Origin of the sequence: Chitinophaga pinensis, from assembly GCF_007896845.1 — a bacterium.
GTDB classification, from domain to species: Bacteria; Bacteroidota; Bacteroidia; order Chitinophagales; family Chitinophagaceae; genus Chitinophaga; species Chitinophaga pinensis_C.
Genome location: NZ_VOHS01000091.1, coordinates 1 through 14,461, shown reverse-complemented (window position 1 = coordinate 14,461; position 14,461 = coordinate 1). Strand labels below are relative to the sequence as shown.

The following is a 14,461-nucleotide window of genomic DNA, read 5'->3' as shown; positions in this document are numbered from 1 at the left end:
TTCATGTACGCCGTAAATCTGTTTGTAGCAATATCCAGCACATTCAGCCCTTTTCCGTGCCTACATATATCTTGTCCGGCGATACCTGACACACGGCCCTTACTATATCATCATTGATGGAATAAGGACTTCCATTATTACGGTAACCTGAAAGTTCCGCTGAACAGGATCCCATTACACAAGCCGCCGTTCATCGTACCGATCCACATAATACCGTCTGTCCTTTATAGATGGTATTGATAAAGTCATTACTCAATCCGCTTGTACCTGTATGCAAATTGGTAAATGATCCTGTTGATGGGTTATAAATGTCTATACCGTTTCCATATGTTCCGATCCAGATATTGCCATCATCATCGTGCCAGCTTCGTCACCTGATCACGGAAAATGAGAATTGCCTGCCTTAAAATTATGTAAATCCTTCTTCAGGGGATCATAGCGGTATAAGACGTTCATGCGTGACGTAAACCATATCATGCCATCTTTATCACGCATAATATCAAAACACTTTTCTCTTTCGGTGAACCGAAATGAGAAAAGTGTTCTTTTTCCAGATCAAGTATATATACCCCACATTCAGTTCCTATCCACAGATGTGTACGTCTACGCGGGTAATACAATGTAAAAAGTTATTGCCGAGAGAGGTAGAGTCATCCTTTTTATACTGAAAGTTTCTGAACTGGTATCCATCAAAACGACTAATCCCGTTCTTTGTTCCAAACCAGAGATAGCCCTGATCATCCTGTGCGATAGTACGCACCGTACTGGAAGGCAGCCCTTCTGCTACAGAGTAGTTCCGGAAACGTATCTGCTGTCCGCTGGCCTGATAGCAAAGGAAAATCAGGCAATAAAAGATAAGCTGCTTCATCGGCTCATATTTGTCCTTATTTATATGGCGGACAACACCTCACATTAACATACACGTATTATTTACACAACTTTTGAATAAAGGCTTCTTCATCTTTACTGAATGGCGTACCATCCTTTTGTAGATATCATGAAACCAAAGCTGTGGTTCTTTACCATCCGGCATCGGCGTATCCCAGGCATAGATCGTATTGGTTTTTCCACTTACGAATCCCCAGTTGATAGCACCTACATTTCATCTTTGAGCAAGGGCAGGATCAGTTGAAAGAGGCTTGCATTTCTTCTGGCCATATACTCCGTACAGATCAAAGGTCTGTCATACTTCCTCAATGTATCAATGGTATGCCGATGATTGTCAATGTACGCATAATTATGATAAGTGATTACATCAGAATTCTCCAGCTGAAACCTGTTGAGTTCTTTAAATGCCGGCCCGTCATTCCATACACCTGCCGATATGGGTTGTGAGGGTCTTACTTCACCGGCCCATTGAAATACCTTTTGCAATAATGGCATGCTTTTACCAAGCTGTTTGTTGTTGCCGGGCTCATTATAGAGGTCCCACAACAGAATGCGATGATCGTTTTTGAAAGTCGTCAGTACATCTTTTACATAGGCCTCCAATACCTTCAATGTATCGGGATGCGTATATATCATCGTTACCGGGATCCCTTACCCAGCCAGAATTATGTACCCTGTTTTAGGTTCCGGTTGTTTTCCTAACCATGCCGTGTCATTCCAGCAATCATCAAAGAATACAAACAGGGTTTTGATATGATGTCTGGAAGAGATCGTCAGATAAGTATCCAGTCTTTTCTTAAATCCGGCCTTATCAGCAGTCCATAACAGATGATGCAGGTATACCCGCATCACGTTGAAGCCGAGGTTTTCTGCCCAGCCGAGTTCGCGATTGATAGTGGCGGTATCAAATGTCTCCGGCTGGAACATTTCCAGCTGATTGATGGCAGTAGAGGGCTGGAAGTTACTTCCCTGAGCCAACCCTGTTGTGCGTACCATTCCTTTGCTTTGGCGGCAGACCATTTACTCTGTGCGGGACTGTAGTGACAGATAACAGGCTACAGGCGATGAATATGACTACGTTTCTGATGAACATACATTTACTTTTGATGGTTTGTTACTTTTTACCCGTTTAGGAAAAACATTGTGTGTGCCGGCCCATAGCCTCCATTGTGCGGCCATACGGAGACTACTTCCGGATGTTGCGCTGCCAGATCATTCAGTTCTGTTTCATCCTGATTTATCTTATACAGGTGCCAGGTAGAATCACCAGATAAGGACACCAGTTTCCAGTCACCCTCACGTACATAACGTGCGTTAAAATGTTCGTTATACAACACATCATCCCTGCCTGCTGCTTTCCTTCGAAGGCTGGCAACAAACTGATACCAGTTGTAGGGGTGATATTATGTCCCTTGTAAGTTTGTGGATAGCTGGCTTTTGCCACGCTCAGGAAAGTAGGCATAAAATCCATTACGTGTCCGAGCTGGTCTGCAAATGCGCCTTTCGCTTTAATGCCTTTTGGCCAGTAAGCGATCATAGGAGTGCGAACGCCTCCCTCATAAGACTGTGCTTTCGCGTATTGATACGGCGTATTTACAACATTGGCCCAACGCTCACCGATGGAAGCAAAAGTCGTCTGCGGACGGGTAATACATCTTTTTTTACCGGATAACTGATCTCTTTCCCATCCCTTGTTTGCCCCGGACGATCGAAGCCGGGTCCGTATCGCATACAGTTCTCCGGACTGGCACCATTATCACTCAAAAAGATGATGATCGTATTATCAAGCTTGCCCGTTTCCCGTAATGTCTGAATAAGCCGGCCAATACCCTGATCCATACGGTCAACCATCGCAGCATGTACTGCCATCGCCCGTGCATCCCACTCTTTATCCGGGTTCTTATCCCAGCTCAGCTGATTATTAATACGGGGAGACATCGGCGTAGTTTTTCGGATCAATAAGCCCCTGTGCAACCATCCTTTTATAACGGGCTTCCCGGATTACATCCCAGCCTCCTTTATAAGTCTGCTCGTATTTTTTGATATCTTCCGGCAATGCCTGCAAAGGCCAATGCGGTGCTGTATGGGCCACATACAGGAAGAAAGGCTTATCCTCTTTACTGAGCGCCCGGACGTAGCTGACAGCGGTATCATTGATCGCGTCAGTATGATAGTAGTCCTTAGGGACGCTTTCAACGGGTGTTGTACCATTCACCAGACTGAAAGGATCAAAGTAATCTACTACGCCAAAATATTACCGTAATACTTTTCAAATCCTCTGTTTACAGGGTATGTTCTACCGGTGAAAAGTAAGGATGTGATGCCTGATGATTCAACCATTTCAATTGTTCAGCAGGTGTAGACTGTTCGACGGTATTAGATACATGCCATTTGCCTGACATGGCGGTATGATAACCGGCATCTTTCAGCACCTCTGCCAGTGTAACCGTATTATCAGTTATATAGCCACGATATCCGGGCTCTGTTCTTGCAGTTGTCATCTCGCCGATGCCTGCCTGCTGATTATACAAACCTGTCAACAGTGAAGCCCTTGAAGGACAACAACGGGAAGTATTGTAAAAATGACGGAATCGTAGTCCATTTGCTGCCAGATAATCGAGATTGGGTGTTTGTATTTCCCCACCGTAACAGCCAAGATCCGAGTAACCAGATCATCTGCCAGTATCAGCACATATTAGGTCTATCGTCCTTGCTGAGCGTTGTCTTGTTGTTCTTACGACTTCCTGTGCAGGAAGACAAAATGATCAATGATGATAATAATACATACCGCGCTTTCATAGTGTCAATTTTTCAGTTCAGCTTTCAATGTCTTTATGATTTCCGGATGCTGGCTGGCGAGGTTGTGTGTCTCGCCCGGGTCCTTTTGCAGATCGTACAGCTGCTCTACAGGGGCCAGTCCGGTTGCTATTTTCTTGTTTTTCATCCAGTCAGGCGTGGGCGTCGTCTGAGTGCGATATACTTCCACCTCTTATCCCGCAGCGCAAGTGTATAAGACTCTTCCAGCAGGTATTTCCTTCCCTGTTTTGATTTACCCAGCCACACGTCCAGTGTATTCTGACTATCCTGTGCAGCACCTGCCGGTAGCTGTTGTCCTGTTAATGCCGCAAAAGAAGCCATCAGATCTACCTGTGAACACAAAGCGGATGAAACACCGGGCTGTATGGTACCGGGCCATGAAATGATTGTTGACATTCGTGTACTGCTTCAAAAGCGCTGTATTTTCCACCGCGGAATATTCCTGCCGGCCGATGATCCTTATTCAGTTTTCCTGCAAGATCCTCATAGCCATCATCCAGCACAGGACCATTATCGCTACTGAATATGATCAATGTTTGCTTCGTAATCCCCAATGAATCCAATAGCTGCGTGATCTCTCCTACCAACCAGTCCATTTCTGCAATAACATCTCCACGGGCACCGAGTGCAGTAGTACCTGCAAATTTTCGATTGGGCGTACGCGGCACATGTATATTGGGAAAAGGATAGTACAGGAAAAACGGTTTGTCTTTATGCTCTGTTATAAAGTCCTTCGCCTTTCCATTCAATACCATCGGTATCTCTTCATCTACCCATCTGGCACGTTTACCGCCAGTCATAAAACCAATCCTGCTGATACCATTGATAATGGTATTGCTATGTTGTGTATCTGCCCTCTGCTTCAACAACTGAGGATCTGACAATCCGGTAGGCTCATCCCCGATCATAGCCGCATAACTTACTGCAATAGGATCATTGGGATCAAGGTCGGGCACCTTCCCATTCTCCACAAAGACAGTGGGTACCCGGTCAGTGGTGGCAGGAATAATAAATGAATAGTCAAACCGATCTCATTCGGTCCGCGTGTTATCGCCTCATTCCAGTTAATGACACCGTTTCCTAAACCTAAATGCCATTTGCCGATTACAGCGGTTGTATATCCTGCCAGCTGTAACATACGTGGTAAAGTATGCGTAGCCGGTGGAATCAGTAAGGGCGCATCACCGGGCAGAATAGCGGCCTTCTTCCGGAAAGCGTAGGTTCCTGTGAGTAATGACAGCCTTGACGGCGTACAGGTTGCCGCCGTACAATGTGCGTCTGTAAATCGCAATCCCTTACCCGCAAGACGATCAATCTCAGGTGTCCTGACAGCCTTTGCCCCATAACAACCCACATCACCATACCCCAGATCATCTGCATACAAAATAATGATGTTGGGTTTCGACTGGGCAACTACACCCGATACTACGAGCGTGAACAGTGCTGACAATAATAGTATGATACGGTATTTATTTCTTTGCTCCATAATTCACAATATCTACAAAATCATTAAACCATAGCGGATTAGGCGTGTAGGATCCGTCAGGCTCCCGTTGCAGGCTTTTCATCGGAAATATCGGATTAACGAACCATATCCCCGTGCCGGGAGTGACTTTTGCCGGTGCAGACTGACTAAGATAGCCGTAAGTGGCCAACGCAACACCATATTCCCGGAAGTACCGGTAATAGGTCTTCATAAAATGTGGCGGAAACCATGAGCGGGAAGCAAACATGCCCTCCCATTCGGCTGCGCTCACCTTCTCTGTATTGGCTTTGCTATACCACTCGTACAACTTCATGTTTGCCGGGTAATTGTATTTACGGGCAAAAGTGATACCAGCGTCGGTACTCCCCAATTCGTCAGACACATGATGATTGTACAAGCGGAAAAGAGAAAACTCGGGAACAATGATCGGTTTATCCGGCATGATAGTGCGGACAAAACGGAAAGCCTTTTCCATATCAAGAGAATCGCTGATATGCAGATGGATTGCCAGTCCTTTGATATGGTTATTCTCCTGAGCCAGCCGGATCAGTCCTGATACACCCGGTTTCTGCTGCTGCTCTTTCTCAAACAGTGCCGGCAATGACCCTGCATAAACATCCGGACGCGTCAATTGCGGATGTTGCTGGTAGTAAGGTTCTACTACTTCATTCAACAGTCTTTCTGTGAATCTGACCAGAGGCACCACTCCCGCTGCATTTACCTGCAAATCCTGCTCCATGGTCTCCAGATTAGGCTCATTCCCTAACTTAAAATATCTATATAAGCGCCCACCCGATCAAGTATGGCACTCACCGTTGCAAAATATTTTTTCTCTTCTACAGAACCCGGCGCAGGTATTGGTAGTTTATACTTCCGGAAGTCCCAGCGAAACCCGAAAGCCACTTTGTAACCCGCTTTTTTTGCATCGATCAGTTGCTGTAAACCCGGTTCAGTCGCAGGATCTTTCTCACCTCTTATATATTCGAAAATATAGGGAGTAGTACGAATCCATTTCACCGGTGTCTTCCGCAAATACGTCAGATCAATGACCTCTGGGTTATGATTGAAATTAGCGCCTATTTCCTGCCCATACATACCGGCCGGAAGCAACATTATCAGCGCTGTAAATATTTTCCTGATCATGTTTAATTTGATTTAAGAGCGTCATAGAATGTAGCCGCACGACCTGCATCCGGTCTTAATTTACCATCTGTCCATTTTACAGGAACCAGTCCCGGTCTGCAGGTTACAGTAAACTTTGTACCCATGATCCCTCTTGGATTAAAGAAGGTTGTTGACCACCAGTAGCCATTAAGATCCTTAAATATATTATTATGACCACCCTGTAAGATAGCTGCGTACCGCGGACCGTAAGGACCATAAATGTTATCTGCTTCGGCTACTACCACGTCATAACTATACAAGGAATCCTGCTTGTTTTTATCATTCCGCAGGTATGAAAAAGTACCGTCTGCTTTTTTAACAGACCAGATGGTTTGCAGCAGTTGATATCTTCCTTCATGTCTGGTAATAAAAACCCCTTCGATATATGGCTCCTGCGGATAGGGCGTTTCTTCCAGTTTACGGAAAGGTTCAGCCACATCACTCAGCTCTTTGTTCATACGGGCAATAAAATGATTGTGACCAATCAGATATACCTCACCGTTGTCATCTTCAAAAAGACTGAGATCAATATTTGGAAAGATAGCCTTGTACATGTTTCCTTTTATATTTCTGTAAGGACCTTCCGGTTTGCCTGAAGTACTTTCCAGCACAAAAGAGCCGATACCACCATTGATACAGGCGATCAGGAGCCATTTCTTTTTACTTTTGATGTAATGCAACTCAGGCGCCCATACAGCACGATAGAATGAATCAAGGAGGTCTTTGTTAGGCGACATGGCGCCCGGCTCCAGCGCTTTTCCCTTTTGCTGCCATGCAGCGGCATCTTTGTCAAAACTCCAGATCCTGCCCATCGGCTCCCATTGCTGCATATTTTTTGATCTCCATAAATACAGTCCGTCGTTATAATCCCAGCAATGTACACGACCCGCCGGGAATGTCCGGCCGGGTGTAGCCGTGGTACCCGTCATGTAATAATACCCATCCGGTCCGGTCATCACGTAGGTATCCCGCATCCACTGATCCATAACAGGAACAACAGCTGCCGGTACTGTTAAAGCAGGGTCACCTACCGGCGCTACCGGGTTACTATACGCAGGGGCTGTCCATAGGAGGCGAATGCAGACAGGCATACAAACCATGTAGTTGCAATACTTCGTTTAATCATAATTGAATACTTCCTTTAGCTTATACTATTGATCAATAATCCGGATTTTGTTTACAGGCCGGGTTCGCATCAATTTCTGCCTGAGGTATCGGGAATAACTTGTGTTTGTCGGCGGCAACAGTGATACCTCTTGCTTTCGCCAGTGAAATGAATTTGTCATGACGAAGCAGATCTTCTCTTCTCAGCCCCTCACTATAGAACTCCCATGCTCTCTCCCGGAGGATCAGGTCTCTGAGCACGTCTTTACCCGTAGCATCTGTCAACGTCAGATTGGCAATACCCGCCCTCTTTCTGACCTGATTGATCAGATCAAGCGCTTCCTGTGTAGGACCGTTCACCTCATTCAATGCCTCCGCACGGCTCAGTAATATATCTGCATAGCGTATAATGGGCACATCGTTTCCACTATGGTTACCTACAGTCGCATTATCCCAATATTTCAGGCTTCTCACGTTGTCAGGTGTGGACAACAGATTCACCCATGCATTGGAAGTATTTACATAGTGACGTAGCAGCAGTATTGATCGTTGGTCATTGATAGTATCAAATGTATTGGTGAATGCAGAGCGCATTCTGTATTGTGTGGCAAAGTTGGCCATTGAAGCTGTCCAGACATAGGCAGGAATCTGAGCCGATGTTTTGAAGCCCGGAGGTAAAGCACCTGCGGAATACCAGTTGCCAAAGCCATCCTGATTCCGGCAGGGATGCACCATGATCATCTCCTTGTTACCTTCGTTCTCTACGGTGAACAGGTTCTGATAAGTGGGGAACAATTGATAGTAACCAAAATTTACTACTTGTTGACAAGCATCCGCCGCCTTCTGCCATTGACGGGTATTGAGATAAAACTTTGCCAATACACTCCATGCGGCACCTTTGTTAGCTCTTGCAAAAGCCTCTTCTTTACCGGGGTCCGGTAAGTCAGTGATGGCAGCTGCCAGTTCGGTTTCTATAAAAGACTTCATCTGTTCATCCGTTGCTCTTGCCATCACGGCTTCAGACGTAGTGGATATACGCAGCGGTACCGGCCCAAACCAGATATAAAGCAGGTAGTAGGCATATGCTCTCAGGAATCTTGCTTCTGCCGCATATCCTTTCCGGCTTGCTTCCGGCGTATTTACATTGCCGATATTTTCGAGTACAATGTTCGCATCACGGATCGTACGATAGGTAGGCGCCCATACATCTGCCTGCAAAGTACCCAGTGAAGCATCCCATGTAAAATTGATCAACTGCACCAATGTCAGGTTTTCAGCGCCGCCGGTATTATAGCCGATATCTGTAGTTACTTCCGCATTGTTGATCAGGTAACGGGTCGGCGTTGGATTTTGTATACCTGCATACGATGAAAACAAAACAGATCTGATCCCTTTTTCGGTTGTTAATACGTTACCGGGGGCGAACTCTCCCGGAGGTGTTACGTCCAGCGCTTTCTCACACGCTGTTTGCATCAGTATTGAAACGATTATTAAAGACAGTATGATAAACTTTTGCATAAAATCATTTTTAGAATTGAACATTTAACCCGAATAAAAAGCTGCGTGTCATCGGGTAAGAGCTATAGTCTATTTTCAGGATATCATCACCGATGGAGTTCACAGCAGGATCAATCCCTGAGTATTTGGTGATGGTGAACAAATTCTGACCGGTCACATAAGCCTGTAGCCCTTTTATTACTTTATTATGCAAATTGAAATCGTAGCTGAGTCTTACAGACTGCAGGCGCAGGTAAGAGGCATCTTCTACTGTTCTTGAATTCACTGTTTGCTGTCCCTGTGATGTAGGATTGACAAATGAAGGATATTCATTGGTTGGATTTTCCGGTGTCCAGCGGTTCAGATATGGTTTCGCCAGTTTGTTCCGTCTGAAACTGATCGGGAAATAGCTGTCAATAGCCGCATTGTTTAATACACTGCTTCCCTTTGAACCTTCCAGAAAGACAGAAAGCGACACCCTTTTGAATCCGAAGGTATTGGTAATACCATAGGTGAAATCAGGCAATGATTTACCCAGAATAACACGGTCATCCGCATTGATCTGTTTATTATTATCAAGGTCTCTGAACTTCAGATCACCTGGCTTCACACCAGCAGGTGCGTTGGAGAAATCATCATGTGTCTGCCATACACCCAACACTTCATATCCATAATAAGATCCAAGGGATTGGCCGGGTTTGATGATACTCGCATTAGTAATGAACCCTGCCCCACCGGTAAAGATCTGAGACAAGGGCCCGAGACTTAACACCTTATTCTTTACAGTAGAGAGCACCGTACCGATGTTCCAGTTGAAACCTTGTTTACTACGGAGTACATCAGCAGAAATATGCAGATCAATACCTGTATTTTTCATGCGGCCGATGTTTTGCGTTTTCACGGCAAAGCCTGTACTCAGGGGTTGCGGCAGATCCAGTAAGAGGTCAGAAGTCCGTCGCTCGTAATATTCAAAGGAACCGGTAATACGGCTATCGAAGAGCGCAAAGTCAATACCGATATCCGCCTGTTTGGCAGCTTCCCATTTCAGATCCGGGTTAGCCACACGGGAGGGCGCTAATGAGGTATAACGGTTACCACCGAATACAGCATCCCCGCCACCGGAGAAAGTAGTGATATAAAGATAGTTGGCAATCGACTGGTTACCGATCACACCATAGCTGACCCTGAATTTGAGTTCGTCAATAAAGCTGACACCTTTCAGGAAAGCTTCCTCATGCATTTTCCAGCCGAGTGCGACAGATGGGAAATACCCAAAACGATTATTAACACCAAATCGGGAAGATCCATCTGCCCGGAAACTGGCAGTCAGCAGGTAACGGTCTTTATAACTATAGTTGACACGGCCAAGGAAGGAAATAATCTTGGTAGATGCCCTGCCACTACCGATCTGGTTCAGGGTACTGTTCCCTGTACCAATGGCGTTGTAGGTAAGATCCGGTAATGCATATCCACGACCGTTACCACCAAAAGAATTGGACCCGAAATGTTCAGATGTGGCACCCGCCACTGCACTTATAACATGGTCTTTACCAATGTCTTTCTTATAGTTCAGCGTTGCCTCTCCCATGTAATAGTTTACATTACCGGTATTGATGGAAGCAATCCCTCCTGTCGGAGCACCAAGTATTGTAGATGGATCCAGCCAGGTATTGCGTTGGGTGATATTCACATCACCGGATCCTTTTACTTTAAGAGAGAGTCCCGGCAGGAAAAAATACTCACCATATATGGTACCGAAAGTCCGGAAACCATCACTGTTGGCATACTGTCCATTTGCGAGAATCAGTGGATGATCGATGGTGGTCATAAATGGAGACCGGTTGTAGCCACCCTCCGCATTAAATATCGGGTAACTGGGATCGTAGTTGATAGCTGCGTACAATGCACTGGCATTTTCATTCACGCCAATCCCTACAGAATTGTAATTATCTCTTATATAAGAGGTATTAAAATTGACCCCAAAAGCATATTTCTGTGCTACGCTGTTTTCCAGATTCAATCTGGCTGTGTATCTTTTTACAGAAGAATTCTGCAATACGCCATCCTGATTGAAATAACCCAGCGATGCATAGAAGCGTGTGTTATCCTTTCCGCCTGACAAAGAAAGATCATGACTCTGCACATTGGCGGATCGGTAGAGTTCCTGTTGCCAGTCTACATTTACCGGGTCATTGGTCACCCTTTCGGAGGCGACACCACCACCATCGTCAATAATGGCATTTAATACATCTTTATATTGCTGGCCCGTCAGCATTTCCAAAGAATTGGAAGCTTTCTGTACGCCATAATAGGTGCTGTAGTTAACACTTAACCTGCCGCTTTTCCCTTTTTTGGTGGTGATCATGACCACGCCATTAGAACCACGGGAACCGTAAATAGCGGTAGCGGAAGCGTCTTTTAATATTTCGACGGACTCAATATCTGCCGGATTCAGACTGTTCAGAGGATTACGGGGATTGGGCGTGGCGACGAAGCCGGCCCCGCTACCTGTTACCGGAGAAAGGTTATTGACAGGCATTCCATCAATGACATACAAAGGATCATTTCCTGCAGTAATTGAACTGGCACCCCTGATCTTTACGCTCATAGCGCTGCCGGGCTCTCCGCTTTTCTGGTATACCTGCACACCAGAAGCGCGTCCCATTAATGTCTGTTCGACGTTAATATTGGCGCCCGGCGTGAGATCTTTTGATTTCAGGGATACGACCGCGCCGGTAACATCCGACTTTTTCACTGTTCCATATCCTACAACTACCACTTCCCCAGATTTTCATTCTTTAATTCCAGAGATACGTCCAGAGTACTTTTGCCTGATACCTGCACTTCTCTGGTCGTATAATCCACTAAGTAGAATAGCAATACGGCCTTATCATCCGGTACCTGTATAGAAAAGTTACCAGTGGCGTCAGTGGTGGTTCTGGTATTCCCCCCTTTTAATAATACGGTTACGTTGGCCAGTGTTGTCCCTTTGTCGGCTGACGTAACTTTCCCCCTGACAATACGGTTCTGGGCATTCGCCAGCAACCCAAAAAATAATAGCAATTTGATCAGCAGCAAACGTGCGGCAAGTGTTGGAATTCTCTTCATTAGATAATTGGTTTTAGCGGGTCTTGGCAAACCAGGATGCAGGAATGACGCTCTGAGGCTCAGTGGTGGAATTGCCCCTCAGTGTTCCTGAAGTAATATAAAATTGCGGCCGTAAGGTGGGTGGGCCAGATAAGAAATGATGCTGTAAGGACATAAGTTGGCCTTGTCAGCGTTTGTAAAAACGTAACGTACTCTTCATGATGGAATTTATATTGGCTGTATAAAGTACCGTTCAATAAGGCACGATAGCTGTAATTTTTGTAGCAAAAAATGAGAAAATGTAGTGACGGTGGAGAAGACGAATTAACAAACAATTGATTTTCAAAAGAATAACAATTTTACACAGCATGACTAAAGCGATGTCATCTAAAGTAGACATAAGAGCGGGTGAAAGAAAAATGCACTCCATAATTTTAAATTAGAAGAGACATTTTATCATCAACCTATCATATAAAATTTGTACTCATGGAAAAGAAATACTGGCAGAGACTCTCTGTTTTGGGGATTATATTAACCGGAGCGTCCGCATTTACTGCATTAGTGCTCCCTTCTAAAGCCCAACCTACAGACACGGTAGGCTCACTTACACAGGCAAATACGCGAGACGGGATAACAGCAGTGTACTCCTGTACTGCATCCAACGTAGATCAGGGCCATGTGTTTTAACTGCCGGTTCCGCAACAACGATGGGTACTGCGGCAAATAGCTATACTGGTATCATTTGGATTACCCAAACAGTACTTAATACCACAACAGTATAACAACTATCAACTTTCTTCAGCAATATCTGGCAGACGCCACGACATTGGCGTCGCCAGATGTTATAGCCAATCTCAATTTTTTCCGCTTTGCGTAAAATCTTTTCCGATTATTAAAGACCTGACCACTCACTGCCTCAACTTTGCGGAAATTACACAACAATCAACCATGAGGCAATTTCTACAGATTTTCCTCTTATGTTACCTTTCGCGGTTTGGCGTCTACGAATGAAGAGAATGATTTTGGTACCATTAAAGGCAAAATAACTACCAATGACAACCGCCCTGCATCCGCGGTCACTATTACTATAAGAGGTGCAAAAGAACCACACTTAGCAATGAAGATGGCACATTTACCATCTCACACGTTCCGACAGGTACTCAGCTGGAAGTATCCCTGATTGGTTATGCACCTTTACAACAGGAAGTAAGTGTGGAAAAAGGGAAGGTTACTGAGATTGATCTCCAGCTTCAGGTATCCAGTACACAGCTGAAGGAAATCTCAATCACCTCCAACCAGAACAAATTCAGCCGCAGGGAAAGTGAGCAGATTGCCCGCCTTCCTATTAAAAATCTGGAAAATCCTCAGGTCTATCAGGTGGCAGGCAAAGAATGATTGAGGAACAGGTCATTACCGAAAGAACTGATCTTTACCGTAATATACCGGGTGCCGTACCCAACTTTGCCGCTGGTGGCTCTCAGGGTTTAACTATTCGTGGCTTCGCAAATGCTACGGGCATGCGTAATGGCATGGTTACCAGCGCCATTGTCCACTAAACCCGATTATTCTGGAAAGAGTGGAGGTTATTAAAGGCCTTCCGGTACTTGTTTGGTAGTAACCGTAATACGATTTGGTGGCGTATTAATTATGTTACCAAAAGACCTTACGACGCCTTCGGTGGTGAAGTCAGCCTTACAGAGGTAGTTTCCAGTTTGGCCGTATAACCGCCGATGTGAATGCTCCCCTCAATAAAGAAAGACGCTCCTGTTCCGCCTGAATGCAGGTGCGCAAACAGAAGGCTCCTTTCAGGATCAGGGGTATGCAAAAAAAACTATACCATTGCACCGACCATCACCTATCAGCTCACTGACCGCCTGAAACTGACACTCGACGTAGAACTGACCCGGGCCTCTTATACCACTACCTTTTGCCATAGACTCTATGAGCAAAGTAACTGCCCGCAGTTTTAAAGACTTACCGATCGGCTACAAACGCTCCTATATTAATAATAGCGTAGATGTATCCAATGGTATTAACAATATTCAGGCACAGGCTGAGTACAAGATTTCCGACAACTGGACCTCTCAAACCAATTACCTCTATTCAGAAGGCTTTTATAAACACCTGTACTGGACCACCCTGTCACTTGTAAGTGACTCCATGATGGCCCGTACAGTCAGAAATCAGACGCCGGAGACATTTGGTAATATCCAGCTTCAACAGAACTTTATCGGTGATTTCTACATTGGTTCCTTCCGGAACAGGGTAGTAATCGGACTCGATTATAACTATAAATACAATCAGCTGTACCGCGCAACGGTATCATATGATAAGGTGAACATCAAAATCCATTGCGGATATCAGTGCGGAGAAGATAAATGCCCTCGCTTACCAGAAAGGATTCGTCGGTACTACCTC

At 45.3% G+C, this 14,461-nt stretch carries 21 protein-coding genes and 2 pseudogenes; 4 read left to right on the top strand and 19 right to left on the bottom strand.

The window, feature by feature from the left end; all coding sequences use genetic code 11:
• Window positions 1–190: 190 nt before the first annotated feature.
• The 19 genes and pseudogenes from FEF09_RS35265 to FEF09_RS30080 all read right to left on the bottom strand — a co-directional run.
• Window positions 191–358, bottom strand: a pseudogene (locus FEF09_RS35265) (hypothetical protein); the annotation flags it as partial.
• Between the two features lie 225 nt (window positions 359–583).
• Entirely contained in the window at window positions 584–868 is a 285-nt protein-coding gene (locus tag FEF09_RS30125) for a two-component regulator propeller domain-containing protein (protein ID WP_146308594.1), read from the bottom strand.
• A gap of 227 nt (window positions 869–1,095) precedes the next feature.
• Entirely contained in the window at window positions 1,096–1,524 is a 429-nt protein-coding gene (locus tag FEF09_RS34420) for a glycoside hydrolase family 2 TIM barrel-domain containing protein (protein ID WP_261387969.1), read from the bottom strand.
• Between the two features lie 15 nt (window positions 1,525–1,539).
• Window positions 1,540–1,884: a hypothetical protein gene (locus FEF09_RS34415; RefSeq protein WP_261387968.1), complete on the bottom strand. Its 345-nt coding sequence runs from the start codon at window positions 1,882–1,884 to the stop codon at window positions 1,540–1,542.
• 125 nt (window positions 1,885–2,009) lie between these two features.
• On the bottom strand, window positions 2,010–2,225 hold the full coding sequence (locus tag FEF09_RS32535; RefSeq protein ID WP_222597303.1) for a hypothetical protein: 216 nt from the start codon (window positions 2,223–2,225) through the stop codon (window positions 2,010–2,012).
• Entirely contained in the window at window positions 2,126–2,425 is a 300-nt protein-coding gene (locus tag FEF09_RS32530; protein WP_261387967.1) for a hypothetical protein, read from the bottom strand. Before FEF09_RS32530 ends, FEF09_RS32535 begins: the two co-directional genes overlap by 100 nt.
• Window positions 2,426–2,481: 56 nt before the next feature.
• A complete protein-coding gene (locus FEF09_RS32525; RefSeq protein ID WP_222597302.1) occupies window positions 2,482–2,826 on the bottom strand; it encodes a sulfatase-like hydrolase/transferase in 345 nt (114 codons plus the stop codon).
• Window positions 2,810–3,103, bottom strand: a complete 294-nt coding sequence (locus FEF09_RS32520; protein WP_222597301.1) for a sulfatase-like hydrolase/transferase — start codon at window positions 3,101–3,103, stop codon at window positions 2,810–2,812. Before FEF09_RS32520 ends, FEF09_RS32525 begins: the two co-directional genes overlap by 17 nt.
• 67 nt (window positions 3,104–3,170) lie before the next feature.
• A complete protein-coding gene (locus FEF09_RS32515; RefSeq protein WP_261387971.1) occupies window positions 3,171–3,500 on the bottom strand; it encodes a sulfatase-like hydrolase/transferase in 330 nt (109 codons plus the stop codon).
• 191 nt (window positions 3,501–3,691) lie between these two features.
• Complete coding sequence (locus FEF09_RS34410; RefSeq protein ID WP_261387966.1) at window positions 3,692–3,832, bottom strand: hypothetical protein; 141 nt, start codon at window positions 3,830–3,832, stop codon at window positions 3,692–3,694.
• On the bottom strand, window positions 3,829–4,026 hold the full coding sequence (locus tag FEF09_RS34405) for a hypothetical protein (RefSeq protein WP_261387965.1): 198 nt from the start codon (window positions 4,024–4,026) through the stop codon (window positions 3,829–3,831). Before FEF09_RS34405 ends, FEF09_RS34410 begins: the two co-directional genes overlap by 4 nt.
• 5 nt (window positions 4,027–4,031) lie before the next feature.
• Complete coding sequence (locus FEF09_RS34400; protein WP_261387964.1) at window positions 4,032–4,676, bottom strand: sulfatase-like hydrolase/transferase; 645 nt, start codon at window positions 4,674–4,676, stop codon at window positions 4,032–4,034.
• Entirely contained in the window at window positions 4,625–5,191 is a 567-nt protein-coding gene (locus FEF09_RS34395; RefSeq protein WP_261387963.1) for a sulfatase-like hydrolase/transferase, read from the bottom strand. Before FEF09_RS34395 ends, FEF09_RS34400 begins: the two co-directional genes overlap by 52 nt.
• On the bottom strand, window positions 5,175–5,930 hold the full coding sequence (locus FEF09_RS30105) for a hypothetical protein (RefSeq protein ID WP_146308592.1): 756 nt from the start codon (window positions 5,928–5,930) through the stop codon (window positions 5,175–5,177). The genes FEF09_RS34395 and FEF09_RS30105 overlap by 17 nt, the downstream gene beginning before the upstream one ends.
• 23 nt (window positions 5,931–5,953) lie before the next feature.
• The gene (locus tag FEF09_RS30100; RefSeq protein WP_146308590.1) at window positions 5,954–6,334 is read right to left on the bottom strand and encodes a hypothetical protein; all 381 of its coding nucleotides are present in this window, start codon (window positions 6,332–6,334) and stop codon (window positions 5,954–5,956) included.
• A gap of 2 nt (window positions 6,335–6,336) precedes the next feature.
• The gene (locus tag FEF09_RS30095; protein WP_222597300.1) at window positions 6,337–7,446 is read right to left on the bottom strand and encodes a family 43 glycosylhydrolase; all 1,110 of its coding nucleotides are present in this window, start codon (window positions 7,444–7,446) and stop codon (window positions 6,337–6,339) included.
• A gap of 67 nt (window positions 7,447–7,513) precedes the next feature.
• A complete protein-coding gene (locus FEF09_RS30090) occupies window positions 7,514–8,977 on the bottom strand; it encodes a RagB/SusD family nutrient uptake outer membrane protein (protein ID WP_146308585.1) in 1,464 nt (487 codons plus the stop codon).
• Between the two features lie 10 nt (window positions 8,978–8,987).
• Window positions 8,988–11,735: a SusC/RagA family TonB-linked outer membrane protein gene (locus FEF09_RS30085; RefSeq protein WP_146308583.1), complete on the bottom strand. Its 2,748-nt coding sequence runs from the start codon at window positions 11,733–11,735 to the stop codon at window positions 8,988–8,990.
• Complete coding sequence (locus FEF09_RS30080) at window positions 11,729–12,064, bottom strand: carboxypeptidase-like regulatory domain-containing protein (protein ID WP_146308581.1); 336 nt, start codon at window positions 12,062–12,064, stop codon at window positions 11,729–11,731. Before FEF09_RS30080 ends, FEF09_RS30085 begins: the two co-directional genes overlap by 7 nt.
• 973 nt (window positions 12,065–13,037) lie before the next feature.
• Here FEF09_RS30080 and FEF09_RS34390 point away from each other — a divergent pair.
• From FEF09_RS34390 to FEF09_RS30070, 4 genes and pseudogenes are all read left to right on the top strand, one after another.
• Window positions 13,038–13,223 (top strand): hypothetical protein, encoded by a 186-nt coding sequence (locus FEF09_RS34390; RefSeq protein WP_261387962.1) that lies wholly within the window; start codon window positions 13,038–13,040, stop codon window positions 13,221–13,223.
• A complete protein-coding gene (locus FEF09_RS30075; protein ID WP_261387970.1) occupies window positions 13,181–13,438 on the top strand; it encodes a hypothetical protein in 258 nt (85 codons plus the stop codon). The genes FEF09_RS34390 and FEF09_RS30075 overlap by 43 nt, the downstream gene beginning before the upstream one ends.
• Window positions 13,435–13,599, top strand: coding sequence for a hypothetical protein (locus FEF09_RS31325; RefSeq protein WP_186774643.1), 165 nt, complete (start codon window positions 13,435–13,437; stop codon window positions 13,597–13,599). Before FEF09_RS30075 ends, FEF09_RS31325 begins: the two co-directional genes overlap by 4 nt.
• Before the next feature lie 385 nt (window positions 13,600–13,984).
• A pseudogene (locus FEF09_RS30070) lies at window positions 13,985–14,461 on the top strand (TonB-dependent receptor); the annotation flags it as partial.

Bases quoted from the DNA above. Each gene is read 5' to 3' on its own strand.
- FEF09_RS34415 (WP_261387968.1), bottom strand. From the start codon at position 1,884: ATGGTACGCACAACAGGGTTGGCTCAGGGAAGTAACTTCCAGCCCTCT.
- FEF09_RS31325 (WP_186774643.1), top strand. From the start codon at position 13,435: ATGATTGAGGAACAGGTCATTACCGAAAGAACTGATCTTTACCGTAAT.
- FEF09_RS32530 (WP_261387967.1), bottom strand. From the start codon at position 2,425: ATGATCGCTTACTGGCCAAAAGGCATTAAAGCGAAAGGCGCATTTGCA.
- FEF09_RS34410 (WP_261387966.1), bottom strand. From the start codon at position 3,832: ATGAAAAACAAGAAAATAGCAACCGGACTGGCCCCTGTAGAGCAGCTG.
- FEF09_RS30100 (WP_146308590.1), bottom strand. From the start codon at position 6,334: ATGATCAGGAAAATATTTACAGCGCTGATAATGTTGCTTCCGGCCGGT.
- FEF09_RS34420 (WP_261387969.1), bottom strand. From the start codon at position 1,524: ATGATATATACGCATCCCGATACATTGAAGGTATTGGAGGCCTATGTA.
- FEF09_RS30090 (WP_146308585.1), bottom strand. From the start codon at position 8,977: ATGCAAAAGTTTATCATACTGTCTTTAATAATCGTTTCAATACTGATG.
- FEF09_RS30095 (WP_222597300.1), bottom strand. From the start codon at position 7,446: ATGCCTGTCTGCATTCGCCTCCTATGGACAGCCCCTGCGTATAGTAAC.
- FEF09_RS34405 (WP_261387965.1), bottom strand. From the start codon at position 4,026: ATGGCTTCTTTTGCGGCATTAACAGGACAACAGCTACCGGCAGGTGCT.
- FEF09_RS30105 (WP_146308592.1), bottom strand. From the start codon at position 5,930: ATGGAGCAGGATTTGCAGGTAAATGCAGCGGGAGTGGTGCCTCTGGTC.
- FEF09_RS32525 (WP_222597302.1), bottom strand. From the start codon at position 2,826: ATGTCTCCCCGTATTAATAATCAGCTGAGCTGGGATAAGAACCCGGAT.
- FEF09_RS34395 (WP_261387963.1), bottom strand. From the start codon at position 5,191: ATGGAGCAAAGAAATAAATACCGTATCATACTATTATTGTCAGCACTG.
- FEF09_RS30125 (WP_146308594.1), bottom strand. From the start codon at position 868: ATGAAGCAGCTTATCTTTTATTGCCTGATTTTCCTTTGCTATCAGGCC.
- FEF09_RS30080 (WP_146308581.1), bottom strand. From the start codon at position 12,064: ATGAAGAGAATTCCAACACTTGCCGCACGTTTGCTGCTGATCAAATTG.